20 protein-coding genes and 1 tRNA gene are annotated in these 18,763 nt (G+C 53.3%); 13 read left to right on the top strand and 8 right to left on the bottom strand.

The features are described 5' to 3' along the window. Positions 1 to 43: 43 nt before the first annotated feature. Complete coding sequence (waaF, locus tag HG15A2_RS17855) at positions 44 to 1,144, bottom strand: lipopolysaccharide heptosyltransferase II (RefSeq protein ID WP_145061924.1); 1,101 nt, start codon at positions 1,142 to 1,144, stop codon at positions 44 to 46. A 294-nt stretch (positions 1,145 to 1,438) separates the two neighbouring features. Here waaF and HG15A2_RS17850 point away from each other — a divergent pair, with 294 nt between their 5' ends. The 4 genes from HG15A2_RS17850 (at position 1,439) to HG15A2_RS24660 (ending at position 4,342) form a co-directional block, all read left to right on the top strand. Next, the gene (locus HG15A2_RS17850; RefSeq protein WP_145061922.1) at positions 1,439 to 2,611 is read left to right on the top strand and encodes a C45 family autoproteolytic acyltransferase/hydolase; all 1,173 of its coding nucleotides are present in this window, start codon (positions 1,439 to 1,441) and stop codon (positions 2,609 to 2,611) included. A gap of 244 nt (positions 2,612 to 2,855) precedes the next feature. After that, positions 2,856 to 3,635 carry a hypothetical protein gene (locus HG15A2_RS17845; protein WP_145061920.1) on the top strand — a complete coding sequence of 260 codons (780 nt, stop codon included), beginning with the start codon at positions 2,856 to 2,858 and terminating at the stop codon, positions 3,633 to 3,635. A 75-nt stretch (positions 3,636 to 3,710) separates the two neighbouring features. Then, on the top strand, positions 3,711 to 4,208 hold the full coding sequence (locus HG15A2_RS24665) for a YqjF family protein (protein WP_145061918.1): 498 nt from the start codon (positions 3,711 to 3,713) through the stop codon (positions 4,206 to 4,208). Beyond that, complete coding sequence (locus HG15A2_RS24660; RefSeq protein WP_145061916.1) at positions 4,205 to 4,342, top strand: YqjF family protein; 138 nt, start codon at positions 4,205 to 4,207, stop codon at positions 4,340 to 4,342. Before HG15A2_RS24665 ends, HG15A2_RS24660 begins: the two co-directional genes overlap by 4 nt. A 192-nt stretch (positions 4,343 to 4,534) precedes the next feature. Here the strand turns inward: HG15A2_RS24660 and HG15A2_RS17830 are convergent, their stop codons facing one another. Further along, entirely contained in the window at positions 4,535 to 5,506 is a 972-nt protein-coding gene (locus tag HG15A2_RS17830) for a class I SAM-dependent methyltransferase (RefSeq protein WP_145061914.1), read from the bottom strand. A gap of 289 nt (positions 5,507 to 5,795) precedes the next feature. Here HG15A2_RS17830 and HG15A2_RS17825 point away from each other — a divergent pair, with 289 nt between their 5' ends. From HG15A2_RS17825 to HG15A2_RS17815, 3 genes are all read left to right on the top strand, one after another. Further along, entirely contained in the window at positions 5,796 to 6,296 is a 501-nt protein-coding gene (locus HG15A2_RS17825) for a GNAT family N-acetyltransferase (protein ID WP_145061912.1), read from the top strand. Between the two features lie 120 nt (positions 6,297 to 6,416). Beyond that, positions 6,417 to 6,500: transfer RNA gene (locus HG15A2_RS17820), tRNA-Leu, on the top strand. A 160-nt stretch (positions 6,501 to 6,660) separates the two neighbouring features. Continuing rightward, the gene (locus HG15A2_RS17815; RefSeq protein ID WP_218932065.1) at positions 6,661 to 7,920 is read left to right on the top strand and encodes a tyrosine-type recombinase/integrase; all 1,260 of its coding nucleotides are present in this window, start codon (positions 6,661 to 6,663) and stop codon (positions 7,918 to 7,920) included. 193 nt (positions 7,921 to 8,113) lie between these two features. On the opposite strand, the gene HG15A2_RS17810 is transcribed toward HG15A2_RS17815, so the two are convergent. Beyond that, complete coding sequence (locus tag HG15A2_RS17810; protein ID WP_145061908.1) at positions 8,114 to 8,572, bottom strand: hypothetical protein; 459 nt, start codon at positions 8,570 to 8,572, stop codon at positions 8,114 to 8,116. Between the two features lie 158 nt (positions 8,573 to 8,730). On the opposite strand from HG15A2_RS17810, the gene HG15A2_RS24190 reads away from it, so the two are divergent. The 4 genes from HG15A2_RS24190 to istB all read left to right on the top strand — a co-directional run bounded on the left by HG15A2_RS24190 (position 8,731) and on the right by istB (position 11,500). Beyond that, positions 8,731 to 8,877 carry a hypothetical protein gene (locus HG15A2_RS24190; protein ID WP_218932064.1) on the top strand — a complete coding sequence of 49 codons (147 nt, stop codon included), beginning with the start codon at positions 8,731 to 8,733 and terminating at the stop codon, positions 8,875 to 8,877. A gap of 360 nt (positions 8,878 to 9,237) precedes the next feature. After that, a complete protein-coding gene (gene istA / locus HG15A2_RS24185) occupies positions 9,238 to 10,158 on the top strand; it encodes an IS21 family transposase (protein ID WP_218932063.1) in 921 nt (306 codons plus the stop codon). After that, on the top strand, positions 10,116 to 10,727 hold the full coding sequence (locus HG15A2_RS24180; RefSeq protein ID WP_218932062.1) for a Mu transposase domain-containing protein: 612 nt from the start codon (positions 10,116 to 10,118) through the stop codon (positions 10,725 to 10,727). Before istA ends, HG15A2_RS24180 begins: the two co-directional genes overlap by 43 nt. Further along, on the top strand, positions 10,724 to 11,500 hold the full coding sequence (gene istB / locus HG15A2_RS17800) for an IS21-like element helper ATPase IstB (protein ID WP_145061906.1): 777 nt from the start codon (positions 10,724 to 10,726) through the stop codon (positions 11,498 to 11,500). The genes HG15A2_RS24180 and istB overlap by 4 nt, the downstream gene beginning before the upstream one ends. 509 nt (positions 11,501 to 12,009) lie before the next feature. Here istB and HG15A2_RS17795 read toward each other — a convergent pair. Both HG15A2_RS17795 and HG15A2_RS17790 read right to left on the bottom strand, forming a co-directional pair. Next, a complete protein-coding gene (locus HG15A2_RS17795; RefSeq protein WP_145061904.1) occupies positions 12,010 to 12,291 on the bottom strand; it encodes a hypothetical protein in 282 nt (93 codons plus the stop codon). A gap of 493 nt (positions 12,292 to 12,784) precedes the next feature. Further along, positions 12,785 to 13,705: an ArdC family protein gene (locus HG15A2_RS17790; RefSeq protein ID WP_145061902.1), complete on the bottom strand. Its 921-nt coding sequence runs from the start codon at positions 13,703 to 13,705 to the stop codon at positions 12,785 to 12,787. Between the two features lie 95 nt (positions 13,706 to 13,800). Between HG15A2_RS17790 and HG15A2_RS17785 the strand changes: the two genes are divergently transcribed. Continuing rightward, a complete protein-coding gene (locus tag HG15A2_RS17785; protein ID WP_145061901.1) occupies positions 13,801 to 14,046 on the top strand; it encodes a hypothetical protein in 246 nt (81 codons plus the stop codon). Beyond that, a complete protein-coding gene (locus tag HG15A2_RS17780) occupies positions 14,046 to 14,525 on the top strand; it encodes a hypothetical protein (RefSeq protein WP_145061899.1) in 480 nt (159 codons plus the stop codon). Before HG15A2_RS17785 ends, HG15A2_RS17780 begins: the two co-directional genes overlap by 1 nt. A gap of 361 nt (positions 14,526 to 14,886) precedes the next feature. Here HG15A2_RS17780 and HG15A2_RS17775 read toward each other — a convergent pair whose 3' ends face one another. The 3 genes from HG15A2_RS17775 to HG15A2_RS17765 form a co-directional block, all read right to left on the bottom strand. Further along, complete coding sequence (locus HG15A2_RS17775) at positions 14,887 to 16,215, bottom strand: Nramp family divalent metal transporter (RefSeq protein ID WP_145061897.1); 1,329 nt, start codon at positions 16,213 to 16,215, stop codon at positions 14,887 to 14,889. Then, a complete protein-coding gene (locus HG15A2_RS17770; RefSeq protein ID WP_246117776.1) occupies positions 16,212 to 17,228 on the bottom strand; it encodes a Gfo/Idh/MocA family protein in 1,017 nt (338 codons plus the stop codon). Before HG15A2_RS17770 ends, HG15A2_RS17775 begins: the two co-directional genes overlap by 4 nt. Before the next feature lie 68 nt (positions 17,229 to 17,296). After that, positions 17,297 to 18,745, bottom strand: a complete 1,449-nt coding sequence (locus tag HG15A2_RS17765) for an enolase C-terminal domain-like protein (RefSeq protein WP_145061893.1) — start codon at positions 18,743 to 18,745, stop codon at positions 17,297 to 17,299. Between the last annotated feature and the right edge of the window lie 18 nt (positions 18,746 to 18,763).

Below are 18,763 nucleotides of genomic sequence, written 5' to 3'. Positions count from 1 at the left end.
ACTAGCTGCGAAATTCTTAAAGAACATTCTTACGCTACCAGTCCTATGCCGCTGCATTAGATTTCATTGGTTTAGAAAGATAGCGAGCTACCTCAGTATGGACTCTCTCCACTGCAAGGTCTTCCATGCACCGATGATGTCCCAGTGGACACACACGCTTCATGCAAGGGGCGCAATCAAGCTCTAGCGAAACTCGTTTCTCGTGGTCCGCATAGGTCCGCGTCCAGTGAGTACTTGTCGGTCCAAACAAAGTAACGGTCGGCACACCAAATGCAACGCCGAAAAACCGGGGTCCACTGTCGGTTGAAACCAACAAGCGGCTGCGGCGGATACATGCCTTGGAGAGTCCAATCGGTAAGTCGGCGATATCGGCCAGGCTTGTGATTCGCGAATCGTTTGCTTCGCTGACGATTTCCCGTGCGTTGTCTCGCTCGCTAGGCCCGCAGTTAATGAGGACATGCAGATTATCCCGCTCGGCGATTGCGCGTGCCAACGAAATGAAGTGTTTCCGCGGCCAGTCCTTTGCCGCACCAAATGCCCCGCCCGTATTGAACACCACGACTTGCGAGGGATCGGGCAGCTTGAGCACACGCCAAGCCTCGTCGGCAGCCTGTTCGTCGGCGGGCGTGGTTGCCAGTTCTAATTCAGGCGGCTCAGGCGGGCAACCGGCGGCGGTAGTGACTTGCAAGTAGCCATCGATGGCTGGCAGTTGGACATCCTCTGCCCTGCCCCACCCCTTACGTTTCTTCGCCTGGTAGACACGAGTTGTAAGTAGCGGCCCTCGAACATCTCGCACGGTGCCAATGCGTTCTGGCGCACCCGACTGCCAAGCCATCCAAGCCGTGCGTAATGAGTTAGTGAGCAACACAACGCGATCAAGCTTCGCATCGCGTAGCTTTTGCTTTACCTGCGGCCACTGGAGTTCTGTCTGTTCGGCTTTCTTCTTATAGAGAATCGTCTCATCGAACCAGGAATTGCCGGCCAGGACTTCGCCGACATAGGGCCTCATGATACCGACCAATTCGCCGTTTGCGTTTTGCTTGCGCAGCGCACGAATTGCCGGGGTTGCCATCACGACATCCCCGATCCAGTTAGGAAGAAAAACACCGACGCGCATCGCAACTCCAGCGAGTAGACGTATCAAGATGGGCAAGAGGCAATCGAATCATGGGGAAGCTACGAGATTCAGGACTTTCAGACAACAGGACATGTCGTTCCACAGCGAACGGAACCTGCTAGCATCGCGTAGATAAATAGGAACGGGAGGATACAGAGAGAACGGAGGAAGGCTGAATGCAAAGCTCTACTCTCTCTGAATTCCTCCTATTCAATACTGCTGCAGAAAGTCCGGGAGTAGTTTTTGAACTTGTTCTCGGCCCGCATGAGCAGATTTGGTAGGCTAGTCATCTGACATCTGTTGGCTCCTCTTGGACTTGTCATGCTGCTACGTATTCTCTTTGCCTTCCTCATTGCCTGTTGCTTCCGACCCGTAGTCGCGGCGGAGCGCATGTTCGCTGAGCGCCATCTTGAAGACGCCAATCTCTACTATCAGGGAGAAATCCCAATCGCCATTTTTACAGGTACGCCTGAGGACATCGGCCGCCAACACGCAGAATTACTAGCGAAGTCGAGCAAGCCGATAATGGCGTTTCCTAAGCAATTCATGGCCGAGTACGGGGCGGATCGGTACTGGCCGCTAGCAGCCGTTGCGGCCAAGTCACTTATGCTTAATACGCCGGAGCGTTATCGTCGCGAACTACTGGCTACCGCAGAACACGAGGACTTCGATGCGCAAGTTCTCGATGTCGCAAATACCTTGCTCGAACTGCGACGTCTCGGCTGTTCCACCGTCATTGTCGACTCGAAAAACACCACCAGTGGCGGGCCGCTGTTCGGCCGAAACTTCGACTTTCCCACGCTCGATATTCTCAATCGCTACAGCCTGCTTGCAGTTTATCGACCTGAAAAGGGTCACCCCTTTGCTTCGGTTGGTTTCCCAGGATTGGGCGGTGTTTTCTCTGGAATGAACGACGCCGGGCTCGCGGTTGCCACACTGGATGTGTACCGCGCGGGCGACGAGTCTCCCAAGTTTGCACCGCAGGGTGAGCCCTTGGGCTTTGTTTTTCGCCGAATTCTCGAAGAGTGCACGAACGTCGAAGAAGCGGAGAAACTACTTGGCGAAGTAAAAGCGACCACCTGGATGAATCTGGCCGTCTGCGATGTGCAAGGCGGCGCGGTGTTCGAGATTTCGCCTAAGCAAATCGTACGTCGCAACGCACAGCCCGACCAACGCGTATTGCCCGCTACCAACCACTTTCGCAGCGAGGAACTTACGGTTGGTGAGCGCTGCTGGCGCTATCCGCGCCTCATGCAACTCGGCAAGGAACAAGGCGTGACCGTGGATCGAGTGCATCAGTATTTGCAGATGGTGGGCTTCGAGACGATGACGCTACAGACGATGGTGTTCGAGCCCAAGACACGAACCCTGCACCTCTCAATCGGCGACATGCCCAGCGCCGCAGGCGAGCTGACTGCGATTGCCTTAGAACCGCTATTCGCCAGCAAACAGGCAAGCACACAGAGCAGTTCTCACACCGCCGGGACAGAATAGTACCACTAGGTGCCACGCCAATAGATTTAGCCGCTGAGCAAGCTTCGCGATGAAATAGTTGAGCGGAACTACCGCTCCGATTGCATATTGCGTGTCGCCCCATATTCGACAATGTGAAACTAGGCTATCTGACAGCGAGGGTGCCGACATTGCCGGGCAAATTGGTGATCGGCGGCGAGTTGGCCGATAAGTTAAAACAACTGCCCTACCCTGCCCTTCTCATGTTGATCGCGAGTTTTCGGCCGTGTCCAGCGATTTTTCGAAGCTAACTGTCCTTGCCACGACGAGCGATCCCGCCAAGGCAACCCCACGGTTGATTCGCAGCGTCGCCCGCTTCTGCCCAGGGGCGAATACGCTACTTGCCTCGGCGAAGTCTACAGTAGCAGAGGGCGTGACCGTTGTCACCGTGCCTGACGCACAGGATGTGAATGGCAGCAGGAATGCGCTGCTGGCACGAGTGCGAACGCCCTACGTGCTGCTAATCGACGACTCTATCGAGCTAGGCCGCAAGTCACAAGTAGAGCACCTACTGAAACCGGTCGCTGGCGACTCCCTAGACCTAGTCGCCGGCGAACTGCAACGTTGCGCCAAACGATTTGGATTGTTCACCAGTCGCGAACTCATGCCGTCTCACGGTAGCGTTCTTGCCAAGATGATGCCCAGCGGCGAGCAAGCTACATTCCAATTGGGGCTCCCATTCGCAGGAACTGGTGTCGCCGAATGCGACTTCACACAGAGCTTCTTCGTCGCTCGCACCGACAAGCTGCGAGCACTCGGCGGCTGGACCTCCGCTTCTCCTTTCGATGAGCGAGAAGAATTCTTTTTGAGGGCAAAGCGTTTCGGAGTTCGAGTAGGCATCCGAGCTGCATCAATCGCTTCGAGGTGGAGTACCGCTGTAGAGATGAGCAATGATCAGCGAGAATCACGGATTTGTGCGTTGGCGGCACTAGGTGTTTCTGAGTTAATTGACGCCTCTGGACGGACCTTCTCTGCGGAGTTGAGTTCCCATAAGCAAGCCGCCTAGCAAGAGAGTTAAACGTACGCAGGGCTCGCGGTTACGTCGTGGAGAGTTTGAACCCGAATCGCAACTGGTCCATCGATGAGCGTGCCTGTCATACCGTCCCTGTCATCGGATCACCTTCCGCTTCCAGAAAGCAAGCCAGTTCTGAGAGCCCAGTGGCGACAGTTGGTGATGATCAACTATGAAGTTGATCCTGAGGTCGTAGAGCCTCTAGTGCCTGCCGGGACGGAAATCGACTTTTGGGAAGGAAAGACCTACCTATCGATGGTAGGTTTTTTGTTTCTTAATACCCGGATCTTCGGTTTGCCGATTCCATGGCACATTAATTTCGAGGAAGTCAACTTGCGGTTCTATGTCAAGCGACAAGGGCCGGAAGGTTGGCGGCGGGGAGTCGTATTTGTACGCGAACTAGTCCCCCGCTGGGCAATCGCATTTGTTGCTCGCAAACTGTACGCGGAGAAGTATTGGTCAACGCGAATGAGCCATGACATTCGTCCTTCGAGAAAACTGACTCTAGATCAGTCTCCTGCATCCGCAACCTTCAGATGGGACTGGAATAGAAGCCTTACCTATTGACGATTGAAGCAGGTGATAATCCGAAGCTGCCGGAAGCAGGCTCGCAGCAACAATTCATTGCCGAGCACTATTGGGGCTACTCTGCTCAGCCCAATGGATCAGCGAAAGAGTATCGCGTGGAACACCCAAGTTGACGAATCGCAAACGCCCGGCGAGCAAAATTTGAAGGAGACTACGCCAATCTCTACGGTGAAGAGTTTGCGAGAGCACTCAGTAGTGAACCTGCCTCAGCCTTCTGGGCTGAAGGGTCCCAAGTAGCTGTCTATCAGGGACAAACCATTTAGCTATTGAGCTACTTTGGCAATATGAAAGTAGTCGCAAAGTCCCTACTTCCAAGCCAGCGTGATCGACATCGCGAACCCGCGACATAAGAGGTGAGCAAGACGGACCGGCAACCGATCGAGCATTGGCTCGATCCGCTGCTTCACCCATCGTCCCCCACCGCCACACATGATGAGCTTGCCCGGGATCGATGCCAGTGGCGTGCCGATCCTGCGGAAACCCGTTTGCTTAAGTAGCGAAGTAACCTCGGCGAGCGAGTATTCCTTGAGATGTAGGCCGCGCGCTTCAGTGCGTGCGGGGCAGAAGTCGCCCGTTACATCTGAGGGGCGCAAGAGCCAGTTTGGGGTGATCGTCACCAGAACGCCACCTGGGGCGAGCACGCCGTAGATGGTTTGTAAGTAGTCTTTGATTTCATCCGGGGCGATATGCTCAAACACATCGTTCCAGTAAACGACCGTAGGTTGAAACGGCAGGCTCTCTGTATCGACGCTGCGAAGATCGCCGAGTAGCAGGTTCTCCTCGTGGCGCTGGCCAAGTACGCCAACGGCTTGGTCGCGCATCGTAGACGAAACTTCAATGCCACCGATCTGGTAGCCCTGGCCACGAACTTCGTCCAGCAGCGAGCCGCAACCGTAGCCGACCTCAAACAGCGCAGGCCGCGCGCTTCCTCGATTATACTGTTGCACTAACAGATCGAGCACTAGCTTGATGTACCGCTTGTCCATGCCCATTTGTAGCGGCTCGTCGTCACCTTGCATGGCGGCTAGGATTGTGCAGATCGTATTGTACGCCTGCCCCACAATCATCACGCGTTCCTGCGATCCTTTGGGAAAGGCGAGAATTGCGTGCGTGAATTTCTGCTCTTGTTCCCATTGAAGTTCGTGGAGTTGCCGCCGGTCGAGTCCGTTCAGGTCACTTAGCCGACCGTCGGCCAGCATCACGTGATTCGGTTTTGTAGCGGCGGCAACTTTGGGAGAGAGTTCGTCCGTCGGCGTGGGAGGAGCGATAGTGGGCATAGTATTCGATAGGCAGAGTTTAGTGAGGCGGTCGAGACGCTCGGAAGCGATAACCGTCAGTTAGTAGCAGATGCTTACCACAACTCTACTTTTCTCAGGGCAATCTGGCATCGCGTATACCCCACATTTGCACGTTTGGGGTGAGGTTTGTAACGATTATCCGCACGTTGGCGTGATAACTAGTGTGGCGAACCCCTCCATCGACTGAGATGTCTTCGATTAAGATGTCTAAGTAGAGCAGTTTCACCAATTAACTTTAGGGAGCGTCCTCTATGGAGCTCCGCTTGCAATGTCATCCCAGATTTCCATTCGCCTAGCGGCCCCCAAGGATTTGCCATCGATCAATGCGATCTACAACGAATATCCTGCGCAGTCGACAACTACCTACGACCTCGAACCTTGGTCGGCACGGCAGCGTGAAGCGTGGTTTGTCGACCGAGAAGCAATTCATCCCGTAACCGTTGCCTGCCGCGAAGACCAAGTAGTAGGCTGGGGATCTCTGGGGACTTTCCGCTCGAGGCCTGCCTACCGACGAACGGTAGAGAACTCGGTTTACGTCCATCCCAGTTTTGTGCGACAAGGGGTCGGCAGCGCACTGATGGCCGACCAGATCGCTCGTGCTCGCCAGCTAGGGCTGCGAACGATTATTGCCGCCATCGACAGCGAGCAAGCCGGCAGTCTCGCCTTGCACACTAAGCACGGCTTCGTAGAAGCGGGCCGCTTTCCAAACATCGGCCGCAAGTTCGACCGCTGGCTGACTTCGATATTTATGCAACTCATGCTCGACTAGCAGGGGCAACTTCCACTCGGCCAGCCGGTATTGCCGATCAGATTTACCCGGCAGTTCGCCCCCCATCAGGCCTAGAAGCCTCCCGCATTTCGCGGTAATCTATTGGACATCGCACTCAATGCCGGAGTGGCGGAATTGGCAGACGCGCTGGATTCAAAATCCAGTGAGGGCAACCTCGTGGGGGTTCAAGTCCCCCCTCCGGTACTCTTTCATAGTAAGGACTTACGTCGATTGACGAAAAGTCCATGCTCCCCAGAATTCTGAAACTGGGGGCATTTTGGGGGCACTGTTGTGTTCGTGTGGCAGTCGTATTGCTGTTCTCACTGTGTTGTGGCCATTAGCTTCAATGCAGGAGAACAATACGATGGCATGGCTCGAACAAACAGAAACTGGACGCTACCACATTGCCTTTCGCTACGGTGGCTTGAAATTCAAGCGTGCCCTTCGCACGAGCGATAAGCGAGCAGCTAACGCTCGTGTCCAACGTGTCCACGAGAATATCAACTTGCTGGAAGCTGGTCGCTTGGTGTTGCCGAGTGACGGTGATGTGGCATCGTTTTTGTTGTCGGATGGACAGCTAAACGGGACGAAATCAGCAAGACCTAAGCGGCAGTTGCGTACTCTTGGTCAATTCTCCTCAGCCTTTTTGGGATCTATTCCAGATGACGCACTGGAACAAAGCACGATCAAAGGCATGGAGACGCATTTGCGCCATCTGCGAAGTGTGATGGGGGCTTCGTTTGTTTTACCGACTACAGCGCTTGTAGATATTCAGAAGTACATAGATGAACGCGGGAAAGCCCCAGGAATCCGTGGAAAGAAGCTGAGCCCCGCGACAATCAAGAAAGAACTGACGACGCTACGGACGATGTGGAATTGGGCAAAGGATGCCGGCCACCTGACTGGACAACTGCCCCTCAAGGGAACCCGCTATCCGAAGTCGAGTGAGAAGCCACCGTTCCAAACCCAGGCGGAAATTGAACGTCGCATCGCAAGAGGCGGTCTTGGCGACGAGGAGCAGAATGAACTGTGGTCAGCCTTGTTCTTGACGACAACTGAGCTTGCCGAGTTGCTGGCTCACGTCCAAGCCATTGCCTCGCATGACTTCTTGTACCCAATGTTCGTCTTCGCAGCACACACTGGCGCTCGGCGAAGTGAAATGCTGCGATCGCAATTGGACGATATTAACTTTGAAATTGGCACTGTCACCATACGCGAAAAGAAGCGAGTGCGTGGCCAGCTAACAACGAGATCAGTACCTCTGTCCCCCCTGCTCCGCCAAGTGTTGCGCGAATACTTGCCCAATCACCCTGGAGGTCAGTTTACGTTCTCGTTGCCTCCGGGCGTTGCAAGATCGAAAAACAAGGCGACCACGGCTATGCCCCTTTCATGCGATCAGGCTCACGATCATTTCAAGCGAGCGGTGGCGGGATCGAACTGGTCGAAAGCACGGGGCTGGCATGTGTTCCGGCACTCGTTTTGCTCGAATTGTGCCGCTGCCGGCATCGACCAACGGATCATCAATGGTTGGGTCGGCCACCAAACTGAGGCGATGGTTAAGCGATACCGTCACTTGATACCCGATCAGCAGCAAAAAGCGATAGCGGAGGTGTTTCCAGAGTAGGCTTAATGGCGAGCATCTAAGCACGATTTACGCCTTGATGATCCGACTATCATGGAACGCCAATCTGCCTGCATAGAGATTTCCATTGCTTCCTCCAACAGCTTGCCCGATCGACTCAAGGCCGTCCGGCGTTTACGGCCGAGGCAGTTTGGAATCCGAATTTGGTGTGACTGATGATATCCCAAAGCGGGAACTACTGAATACGGGCGTCGATAACGTGGGGTCTCACACATGTCGTGCCTGACGTATCTGTTTCGATGGCTTCGGCTTGCTGGACTATATCATACTGTGCCTCTTCTAATGTTGACCACACTGGCTTATGTGAATCTCGTAAAGATGGTGCATCAAGATAAACCACAATATAGAAGCCGAAGTCAGTTCCAGCCTCGGACATGTATCGGTCTACAAGTTGGCTACGCAGGCTCTCCTTGGCTTCCCGGTTGCAGGATCTCTTGACCTCCACAACCACTTCCATTGGATCACCAGAAACGACACCTAAGGCGGGAACACTGACAAAGACATCAGTCTCGCTTCCAGGTTCTCCGCCGTCTTTCTTCGGAACCAATCTCCTTCTAATCTGCGATTCTCGGCTAGCGCTCACAGCGTTTTCTTGAAACGCATCTCGAATTACCTCACAGATTTTTTCAGACATGCGTTCTTCATGCTTTGGGCTAGGTATCTCGCCACTGGGTGTATTCCATAGATCTTCTAGGCCTGATGGCTCACTGTGCTGCAGGTACTGACCATACGCTTGTACAGCAGCTTCTATGCCGTCGAGGATATCTCTGCCAGACCGAATTAGTCTTCGCGATGCATATTCAAGAATTTCGGCTGTTGATCTTACAGGGATTGGCTGCCAAGAAGTTTGAAGTCGACTACGTTCACTTCGAGCCCTTGCTCGACGAATCCAAGGATACTTCCGACGGTATTTACCTTCCAACTTTCTTAGCTCGTTAACGCCCTCCTGCGATTCCTGATCGGTGAGCCAGTTTAGCATCAGAGTTCGTAGATGAACGGCAGCATCGCGTCCGCTAACGTAGTGTGCCCCATCATGCTTAGGGTCATTCTCAGGAGGAAACAATGTGAACATCAAGTCGATGAACTCCCCCACTTTCTCGACGTCGTCCGATACAAATCTCTTTTTTCGATAGCGCTCTCTATGTGTGAATGGCAGTCGAAAAGTGCAGCGCTTGGCGGGGTAGAATTGGCAACTGAATCGTACAGCGCACAGATGTGCAGTTCTTTGAGTTTGGGAAGATGGGCCGTTAGGCCCAATCTTTCCCAGATTTTCAGAAAGGCACAGGAGTGTACGCTGATATGGAGCAATGGACCGAAGTTCGTCGCCGGGTTCTGACCGGCGAGTTGAGCAAGCGAGCAGCTTGCCTCGAATATGACATTAGCTGGCGAACGCTAGCGAAGATGCTGGAATTCGAAGAGCCGCCTGGCTATCGCCAGCAACTGCCGCGTAGCAAGCCGGTCCTCGAACCTTATCTGCCGATCATCCATGAGATTCTCAAGTCGGATCGGCAGGCACCGAAGAAGCAGCGTCACACAGCAACGCGTATTTTCCATCGCTTGCGTGACGAGCATGGCTACCCAGGTGGCTACACAAGCGTTCGCACTGCGGTCAAGGAGTGGAAGCAGAAGACGCAAGAAGTCTTCTTGCCACTATCCCATCCACCGGGACAGGCCCAGGTTGATTTCGGCTATGCCTACATCGACTTAGCAGGCGAACGGGTGCAGGTCGCGTTGTTCTTGATAACGCTGCCTTACAGCGACGCCTTTTACCTCCAGGCGTTTCCACGGGAGTGCACCGAATCGTTCCAAGAAGGTCATCGGAGAGCATTCGAGTTCTTCGGGGGTGTGCCGACGCGGATCAGCTACGACAACTCGAAGATTGCTGTTACCAAGATCACCGGTAGCCGTCAGCGTCAGCTGACCAGTGAGTTCTTGCGTTTACAGAGTCATTACCTCTATGAATCTCATTTCTGCCTAGTTCGTCGTCCCACTGAGAAGGGGCATGTTGAGAATCTGGTCGGCTACGGCAGACGCAACTACCTCGTGCCGATTCCCAAGGTCAACACACTGTCAGAGTTGAATGCAGAGCTTGAACGTCGCTCCGAGCAGATCTCCAGCGCTCCTTACGGGGTAAGTCAGCTACGAAAGAGGAGCTTCTTAAAGAGGAACTCTCTGCGATGCTCGACCTGCCACGTCAGGCGTTTGACGCACGACGCGTGACCCATGCCATGGCGAACACGCTCTCGCTAGTCCGTTTCGACACCAACAGCTATTCCGTCCCCGTAAAATACGCCCATCGGCAGATCACCATTGTTGCCAGCGTTGATGAAGTTCGCTTGACGTTTCAGGGAGAGCTGATTGCTAGGCACCCCAGGCATTGGGGACGCGAGCAACACCTCTTTGATCCAGTGCATTACTTGGCACTGCTAGAGCGGAAGCCAGGAGGATTGGACCATGCTAGACCACTAGAGAAGTGGGATCTTCCGACCTGCTTTACGGTACTTCGCAGACGGATGGAGACCGAGCCCAATGGGCTGGGAACGCGTGAATACATTCGCGCTTTACGATTGTTGGAATCTTACTCGGTCCCTGAACTGGCACGAGCTATCGAGTATGCTCTCGATATCGGCATTCACGATGCCGACAGCATTCGAGTCATCTTGGAACATCGACGCGAATCTCCTGTGGGACTGTTTTCTCTCGATGGGCGTCCACACCTCAGGACGGTAGCGGTTACCGAAACGAATGTTTCGGCCTATCAAGCATTGCTCATGGAGGACGTAAGATGACCAAGACCGAAACGAAGTCCACCGTACTGGTGAAGCATCACCTGAAGCAATTAAAACTTCCCACGATGCATAGCGAGTGTGAGAAGGTGGCGGCTCGCTCGGCGAACGAGAATCTGGATCACTTGGCGTTCTTGCTATCGCTGTGCGAATTAGAACTGGTAGAGCGAGAGCGACGTGCCGCTGAACGTCGTCTCAAGTTAGCGAAGTTCCCGGCTCACAAGACGCTTGATGAGTTCGACTTTAAGGCACAGCCTTCGCTCAACAAGCCGTTGGTGCTGGAGTTGATCAAAGGTGAGTATCTTGAGAAGCAGGAGAATCTCATCCTGGTCGGCGCCAGTGGCACCAGCAAGACACACCTGGCGATCGCCTTAGGAATGGCCGCTTGCTTGGCTGGCAAGAAGGTTCGCTTCTTCCGAGTCACCGAGTTGATCACCACCTTGCTTGAAGCTCGCGATGAGAAGTTGTTGTTGAGACTTCGTAGTCAGTTGACCAAGCAGCACCTACTCATTTTAGACGAACTGGGATATGTGCCAGCTAGCAAGGTGGGAGCCGAACTGCTGTTCGACATTATCGGCACCGCCTATGAGCGGCAGAGTCTCATTGTCACAACGAACTTGCCCTTTGAGAATTGGACCGAAGTGCTGGGCAGTGAACGGTTGACTGGGGCAGCCCTTGACCGGCTTACCCATCGTTGTCAGATCATCGAAACGACCGGCGAAAGCTATCGACTCAAGGACGCACAACGCAGACGCCGAAAGAGAACCAAAGAGTAATCGTGACCTAAGCGGGAGGGTCTGTTACAATCCCCGCACCTACCTAGCGCTGTACTTTTCGACCGCCAATCGCTGCACTTTTCAACTGCCATTCACAGTTCATCTCTTCTCTGGTTAGCCCAAAAGGGCCCACCGAGTCAAGTCTCTCGATTCCACTTCCAACAATCACTACTCCTATCGCTTTGGCCTAGGATATCGCCGCCGAAAACCTCGCAATGACAATTTCCGAGAGCGCCGGGGCCGAGGCGGGGATATATCTTTTCTTCGCTTGCGGCGCAGCGCGCTCACCCGGTTAAACTTCACCCGGAGCAGACTCAAACCAGCATGCTTGTTAGAACGTGATTGATAGGCCATCTTTTTTCCTGCAAAACCTCTGACCAAGCGTAGAGCTATTTAAGCACCTGAGTCAAAACAATTCGGCAGCGCTACGACTACCTGCACCTACAGAGCCAACGAAGAGCGGCGATCGCTCTGAGCAAACGACCGCCGCACTCGTGGGTCAAGGCGGATTAACTCGCCTCGTTGGCAGCCGCTAGGCGGGCTGCATAGTCGGCATCCTGCAGATCACGAATGCGATCGTAGGCCAGGCCGAGTAACCGTTGCGCCTGGAGGAGCTGGGTTCCACTCAGGGAAGTCGTATCCCGATAGTTTCCCGCCTCATCCTGGTAGCTCCGGGTGGGAGCGGAGATCGAGTAGAAACTCCCTTGCTCGCTCGGGTTCTTCCAGATGGCCAGTTGTACCTTACCATCTTGGAATTTTGCGACTGGGTTCTTTGGAGTAGTGTTCGTCATGAGTTTGTCCTTTCAGTCTGTGGTTGACGATGCCTGGAATCCTTCCGACCGGCGCTGGTGCGGGTCCAATGTTTGCCGCTTTGCGGATCGACCAAAAATCGATCGAGCTGGTGAGTGTCTATTTTTTGCGACATTTGAACTGGGCCAGGACTGGGTGGAACCATGCAGCGATCCCTCAATCACGGACTGTAAGGACAGAAATCTCCTGATGTCGCGACCCATAAGAAGTCGTTGAATTTCTAGTGGTGGAACAATCGCAGGCTGGAGGAGCGTTGAGCGTATCGATTGCCATATCAGCGAATCACCAGAAGCATCAGGCGCGATAGGAAGTCATCGTTCCGTAGAGGTTCCTGTGGGAGACTACCTCTCAGAAGCACCGGCTAAGGGAAGTAACCTGATCGTCTCGTAGAAAAGGCTAAACTCTAGCCACCAACTCCAACAAGGTAGCTTTGGCAAAACGAAGCAGTAGTCGTTTCTCTAGCCGCCCGCGCAACTACGATTGGGTAGGTGACTGCTCCTCGAAGCTCGCTCCGAAGATAAAATCAGCTGCTTTTTGGGCAGCTCCAGCTGCGGTGACGATCAGTCGGGCATCCCCGCGAAGTTGTTTCTGCCAGTTGTCGATGTAGGCAGCCGATTGTTCGATCGTCGGTGGACTGATCCCACCGGCAGCCGCAAGAAAAGCAGCTCCCATTTCAGCCACAAGTTCTTCTTTGCAATAGTCGGGCGAACCGAAGGGAGCCGGGGACTCTTCAAATCCACGGTCAAGTCGGGACTTGTGACCACTGCTGTGAACAAGCTCGTGAAATAGTACCGCATAGTAGTTCTCGCGCGTATCAAACTCATCCGGTTTGGGGATCAGTACCCGGTCTGCCGACGGTCGATACCTTGCCGGTCCAGCCTGATGCTCAATCGGTGGGGCGTCCTTGTATCCTGCAACAATTGCTTCACACTCGGAAAGTGGCTCGAAAGGCGGAGCATCGGGATCGGGAGGGAGGAGGTCGGGCGTCTGGATTCCTTCACACTGCTGGGCATTGAACACATTGTAATGACGCAACACGGGTAACTTGTATTCTTGGCCCGATTCTTTGTCAGTCTTATCAAACAGCTTCCAGAAAGTGACGAGCGAGGCTTTCTCACCTTTTTTCACTTTGCCACCCTGTTTGACAGCTTGGCGGAACGTGAGCCAGTAGTCGGATCCGTAGCCACGCTCCCAAGCAGTGACCGCCAACAAGAATACGTTGATGCCGCGGTAGCGTTTCATGCTATCAAGATTCTTCGGCCAACCGCCGCCCCCCTGACGACGCAGGGGATTGCGCCACGGCACGGTTCCTGTCTCTAACATCGCGAGGATGCGGTCGGTGATCTCTTGGTAAATGTCTCGCTTGTGATTCTTGGTGTATTTTCTCTTTGCCATTGCAAGGCGAAGAAACCAGAAAAGGGCAATAGGAGTCAAGCACAAAAGATATCGTTGATTTCTGAACAACATCGTGCGAGTGAGTACGAAAAGTTTTGACTCGCCCCGTTCTGCAGTGCTACGATCGCGCGATGGATTGGGAAGAGCAACGTCAGAAGTTATTGAACGAGCAGGCCGAGTTGCGAGGGCAGCGTCAGCAGACGGCCCGTGCTATGCGTGAGTTCAATCGCGTGAAAGAAAAGATCGCTCCCGATGATCGGATCGAGCGGGGCGTTGAACTGGAATATCGGCTCACCCAGATCGATCAGCGGATCGAAGACATCGATTTAGAGCTGTTGTGATGAGGCATCGGAAGAGCAAACGTCAGTTGGAGTTTGAACGATGCGGACTGGCCGGGGTGTGCCTACCGACGCCTGAACCGCTGGAGCAGGCGATTAAGGAGGGTAGATTTGGGATGGCGATCAATGGTCCGGTTCGTCCCAGCCCCGAAGAATTGCAAGGCATCACGCTTGGGCATGCGTATGAATTGCTCAGCATGCGACTAGACCTTGCTCATCTTTATGAATGCGCTGAAAAAGCGATCTGCGCGGTGACCGGCAAAGGATTGAGCACCGGACTGCTAGAAATTGCCCTAATCGAAATGAATCAAGAAGCCGAGGTTCTCAAGAATCGCTATGGGAGTATGCTGAGCCTGTACGAGCGAGCATTCGGAGGGCAGGCAGCTGGTGAATTAGATGCCATTCTCCGGGACGCTGTTCCGGTCGAATTGGATCGTCCCTCACCGATGCCGAGCGTTCCGACGCAACGGGATTTGTGCTAAGAAGATCGACTCCGCCGATGCATGCACCTGGTTAATTCCAACCAACCTACTTTCGACCGCTCTTGCCTTTTTCCAGGGGCATCAGTTTGTCTTTCATTGAGGTAATGCGATCCTAAATAGCCAGTCGTGTGGACAATACGGATTTTTTGATTTCAAGCGATTCTGACAAGCGAGAGCAATGACGGTCGATGTGACAATTACCGAGAATCTTGCCGATTTCTTCATTGCTACAGCCCAGGCTAACCAAGCGAGCGATTTGACGTAGCTGTAGTGTCAGGTGAGGTTTCATGGGTCATCAGTTACCGGGTTTTACATAGTGGATGACTAGCCTCATAACACGAGGTCGTCAGCAAAAGTCGAACTAAGCCCCTTCTAACCACAGTTTCCACGCCGTACGCGCTGCCAAGACAATAGTGACGACGCACCCTAGACTACATACTCCAATCATCCAGATGGGGCATGATACGCGTTCGCGCACATCACTGCGTGTTGCCATATACAACAGCGAAAGTGCCAAGAGCGGCGATCCAAGAACCGTCAGAGCTTGTGCAAAAATAATCACACCTACCGGATTGTTCCCAGCAATTGTGGCCCAGATCGCTATCGACATACCTAACAGCATCGCAACGACAGTCAGCCTCTTCGACCAAGGAGAATCAATCGAGCTACCGAGACCAAGTCCATCGGACAGCAGCAAACCACCGATCATCGCGTTGATCAAAAATGGACTGAAGCAGGCTGCGAAAATGCCGCAGGAGAAAAGAATCGTTGCTGCCGGGCCGAAGAGAGGTTCCAATTGTCCAGCTACATCAGCCGCACTCCTCAGCTCATCAGGTGACATTTTTCCATGCAGCATGGTGGCTGACGTAATCATGATCATTGCACTACAAGCTCCAAGCACTGAGATTCCCACGATTGAATCAACCAAGCCTTGTTTCAATTGACTGCTCGTCCAGCCTTTTTCGCGGGCCAGATAGCTTTGGTAAAACGCCCCGGCAACGGAAAACGTCGTTGCCACCAACCCCTGAATTGCCCACAGCGGATCAACAATGTGGCCAGAAGTATTTAGCCGTGGCCAGAATCCACCCGCTAGCTCCGAGGGAATACTTGGCACTAGGCCTGAGAAAACTTCTCCTAGCGATGGACCGGCCAGACAAAGGTTTGCGCCAAAGCCGAGTATCATGACTCCCAGCAAGAACTTCATTAACCGTTCCAACGGTTTGTAGAGAGACTTCAAGACAAACATCGTGCCTATGAGTGCGATATTGAAGAGAACTAAGAGGACGATGAGTATCGTCTTGGTCGAGCCCGAGGTGTCTGTGGTAGGGCCAGAGGCTAGGACTGATTCGATTGAGGTAACCACCGCCATGTTGTTACTAGACTGAAAACTGGCAACCACTAAGAATAAGACAATGCCCACCATCGCTGAAAAAGGTCTGCCGATTCGATCCGCCAACTCGCCGCAAAGTGTTTTCTCTGCACCCACACCAAGTCTTGCTGCCAGGGCCGTCATGCCGATCATTAAAACAACCGCCACCACCAGCACCCAAAGCATCGAGTAGCCGTACTGACAGCCGACCTTGCTTGAGGTAAGTATGCTACCGGGACCGAGCACAACCGATGCGACAATAATGGCCGGGCCGATACTTCGAAACCAAACTAAAAGACGATTGGGGTGGGAGGAATTCATTTTCGGTCAGCCACTTCTGCTTTCGCTCTAGCCATCACACTCTCGATCGTGACAGGCATGCCGCCTTGGCGCTTGCTTTCGTCGGCTGCGTCCATAAAGGCAATGATTGCAATTGTCTCCTCAGCACTCACCGGCGGAACACCTGTCTTGAAGAACTGGGCGATTTGTTTTACCAGCGGTTCATATCCCCCAAATCCTTCGATGAAGACATTTGATTTTTCTCGAAACAAGAGGGCTCCGTAGTCACGACGCCCTTTGCGAATTCCTCGAAATGTTCCAACGAGCCCATCCCCCCAAACTCCCACCACCAATTCGGTATCCTCCGTTTGCGTTCGCGTTACACGTTCACAGTCCGGTCCCATGATAGTGAACAACGCTTCAACTCCATGAACGCCATACCAGTAAAGATCTGGGTGGGTCGGTTCAACGGGACATGGACTGTAAGTTGCACACCCTGTGATTTGGCCTAACTTCGGATCGGTGCGGGCACTTGATATTCCAGGCGTGAATCGAATTGCTGAACAAGAGAAAAACGGCACTCCCGACTCTTTCGACAGGTCTGCTATTTCGATCGTATCGGCAAGCGAGGCTGCAATCGGTTTATCTATAAAGACTCTCTTGCCAGAGGCAAATACCGGGCGAACTTGTTCAAGATGTTTTCTGCCATCGACGCTCTCCAGCAAGACGACATCGACCAGATCCACGAGCGTGTCAACCGAATCAACAATCTGGATCCCCTTGTCGCGAAGTTTTTCCGTAAATTTACCAACTCGATCACGGCTCGATGCAATATCGTGGCTCCCTCCCGGAAATGCTGCCACGACTTTTACGTTCGCCAGCGATTCATCTGCGTCTGGTGCATTGAATAGATCGGTAAATGCAATGACGTGCGAAGTGTCGCAGCCGATAATGCCAGCACGTATTGTGTCGTCAGCAGCAGTAAGTGGGGATGACGCAACCCCGACTACTAGCAGCAAAGCGAAACAACCACCCAACGCTGCAAATCGACGCACAATTGCAATAGGAAGTAGACTGTGCAAGAGCCCGTTAATTGTTTTCCCGCTATTCATTTAATTGCAACTCATACTTCGTGATGCTGGTGAGAGGGATTCATTTCATCGATTCGATATCCGAATCCAGAGCCAGATAGAGTCGAGAGATCTACCTGCCCCTTACGTCTGCGGTAGAGGCCAGGATGAATCTGTGCTTCACGGGCTGATGCTTCTGGATAAAACTGCATTGCGTTTGTTTCGACTCCACCTATTGTTCCTGCGTGTGCTGCTAGCCGAACGTGTGGAATCTGCGCAAGCATCGGGTTCGTAAGGTCCTGTACCATCAGCTGCATGCCGTGTGCCTTGGCCCAGCAGAGACTCAACAGTGCGCCTGTTTGTGTCTTACAAGTTTTCAGTGCAACACCCGTCCAGCCGAGTTCATAGCCCAAGCGGACGTGTTGCCAGTCGTGGGCACTCTCGTCTAGGAATAGCGGCTTACGTCTGGCAACTTGATGGACGTCTAGGCGGCGCTGCTCAAGATCGTACTCAAAAGGTTGTTCCACATAGACAAGTCGCTCGAAAATAGCGGGCTCTTCATTGCGGAGCCGGTCTAGTACTACGTTGACGTAGGAGGTTTCTTGGACACAGCAGTTAAAATCGGCAGATAAGGCCTCGACTCCTGTCTCAAGTGAAACCTTACCGACTTGCACAAGGCGATCGTAGTCCCACTCCATGTCGTTGCCTCGCAGCTTGATTTTCAAGCACTTCAGCCCATCTGTTTCGATCCATTCTCTTAGCAGCAATGGATAGCCATCATCGGGTGGATTGTCCCCCAGTTCGCTGGAGGATAGAGGGTCAAGACCTCCAACTAGATGCCAGGCAGATAATTGCTGGGGGGGAGGAAAGACAAGAAAGTCCTCGGGGTAGGCACCTGAGAATGAAATCGTTGTCGATTGACTCTCAGCAGGTTGTAGGAAGGCAGCCAAATCTCGATTCATATAGTTCGCATTGTAAGTATCGTAGATATCTACCTGATGCAGATTCCCATAGGCATCATGCAGGGCGATGTCGAAGGCGCTATTGGCAACGAGCGCAGCCAAGTAAGGCAGCTCTTCGCCGGACCTAGCACCTGCATTGTGATTTCTTTGAAAAGCTGGAAGCACGTCGCGAAGGAAGTCATGTCCGAGTTCGAGAGGATGCCCACTACCCCGATGTTCTGGCCAAGATTGCTTGAGCTTGTGGCAGAACTCGACCAGAGAATCAAGCCGATTCTGATAAGTCATCTCGCTGGGCCAAGCCCATTGAACTGATAGTGGCGTTTCTCCCCAGCCCTCCGCTGTACGGCCGCTATTGTCGCAGACTGACATGCGCACGCGAAGGCAAACGATGCTTGTGACTATCTGATCACCAAACTTAAGCGGGACACGCAACTCGACAGGCAATAGAGACAAAGCTGCTGAGCGCACACTTACGTCAGTCGGCTTACTCTCAGTTGTTGTGAGACATTTAGAACTCGTAATGACTTTATTCTTTTGCATCGTATGCAATCCAAGAGG

It is taken from the genome of Adhaeretor mobilis, from assembly GCF_007741515.1.
In the GTDB taxonomy this organism is placed as follows: domain Bacteria; phylum Planctomycetota; class Planctomycetia; order Pirellulales; family Lacipirellulaceae; genus Adhaeretor; species Adhaeretor mobilis.
This window is presented reverse-complemented; position numbering and strand designations above follow the sequence as displayed.

Excerpts from the sequence above, each read along its gene's own strand:
- HG15A2_RS17850 (WP_145061922.1), top strand. The coding sequence starts at position 1,439 with ATGCTGCTACGTATTCTCTTTGCCTTCCTCATTGCCTGTTGCTTCCGA.
- HG15A2_RS24665 (WP_145061918.1), top strand. The coding sequence starts at position 3,711 with ATGAGCGTGCCTGTCATACCGTCCCTGTCATCGGATCACCTTCCGCTT.
- HG15A2_RS17830 (WP_145061914.1), bottom strand. The coding sequence starts at position 5,506 with ATGCCCACTATCGCTCCTCCCACGCCGACGGACGAACTCTCTCCCAAA.
- HG15A2_RS17825 (WP_145061912.1), top strand. The coding sequence starts at position 5,796 with ATGTCATCCCAGATTTCCATTCGCCTAGCGGCCCCCAAGGATTTGCCA.
- HG15A2_RS17815 (WP_218932065.1), top strand. The coding sequence starts at position 6,661 with ATGGCATGGCTCGAACAAACAGAAACTGGACGCTACCACATTGCCTTT.
- HG15A2_RS17810 (WP_145061908.1), bottom strand. The coding sequence starts at position 8,572 with ATGTCTGAAAAAATCTGTGAGGTAATTCGAGATGCGTTTCAAGAAAAC.
- HG15A2_RS24190 (WP_218932064.1), top strand. The coding sequence starts at position 8,731 with ATGCATATTCAAGAATTTCGGCTGTTGATCTTACAGGGATTGGCTGCC.
- istA (WP_218932063.1), top strand. The coding sequence starts at position 9,238 with ATGGAGCAATGGACCGAAGTTCGTCGCCGGGTTCTGACCGGCGAGTTG.
- HG15A2_RS24180 (WP_218932062.1), top strand. The coding sequence starts at position 10,116 with ATGCTCGACCTGCCACGTCAGGCGTTTGACGCACGACGCGTGACCCAT.
- istB (WP_145061906.1), top strand. The coding sequence starts at position 10,724 with ATGACCAAGACCGAAACGAAGTCCACCGTACTGGTGAAGCATCACCTG.
- HG15A2_RS17795 (WP_145061904.1), bottom strand. The coding sequence starts at position 12,291 with ATGACGAACACTACTCCAAAGAACCCAGTCGCAAAATTCCAAGATGGT.
- HG15A2_RS17790 (WP_145061902.1), bottom strand. The coding sequence starts at position 13,705 with ATGGCAAAGAGAAAATACACCAAGAATCACAAGCGAGACATTTACCAA.
- HG15A2_RS17780 (WP_145061899.1), top strand. The coding sequence starts at position 14,046 with ATGAGGCATCGGAAGAGCAAACGTCAGTTGGAGTTTGAACGATGCGGA.
- HG15A2_RS17775 (WP_145061897.1), bottom strand. The coding sequence starts at position 16,215 with ATGAATTCCTCCCACCCCAATCGTCTTTTAGTTTGGTTTCGAAGTATC.
- HG15A2_RS17765 (WP_145061893.1), bottom strand. The coding sequence starts at position 18,745 with ATGCAAAAGAATAAAGTCATTACGAGTTCTAAATGTCTCACAACAACT.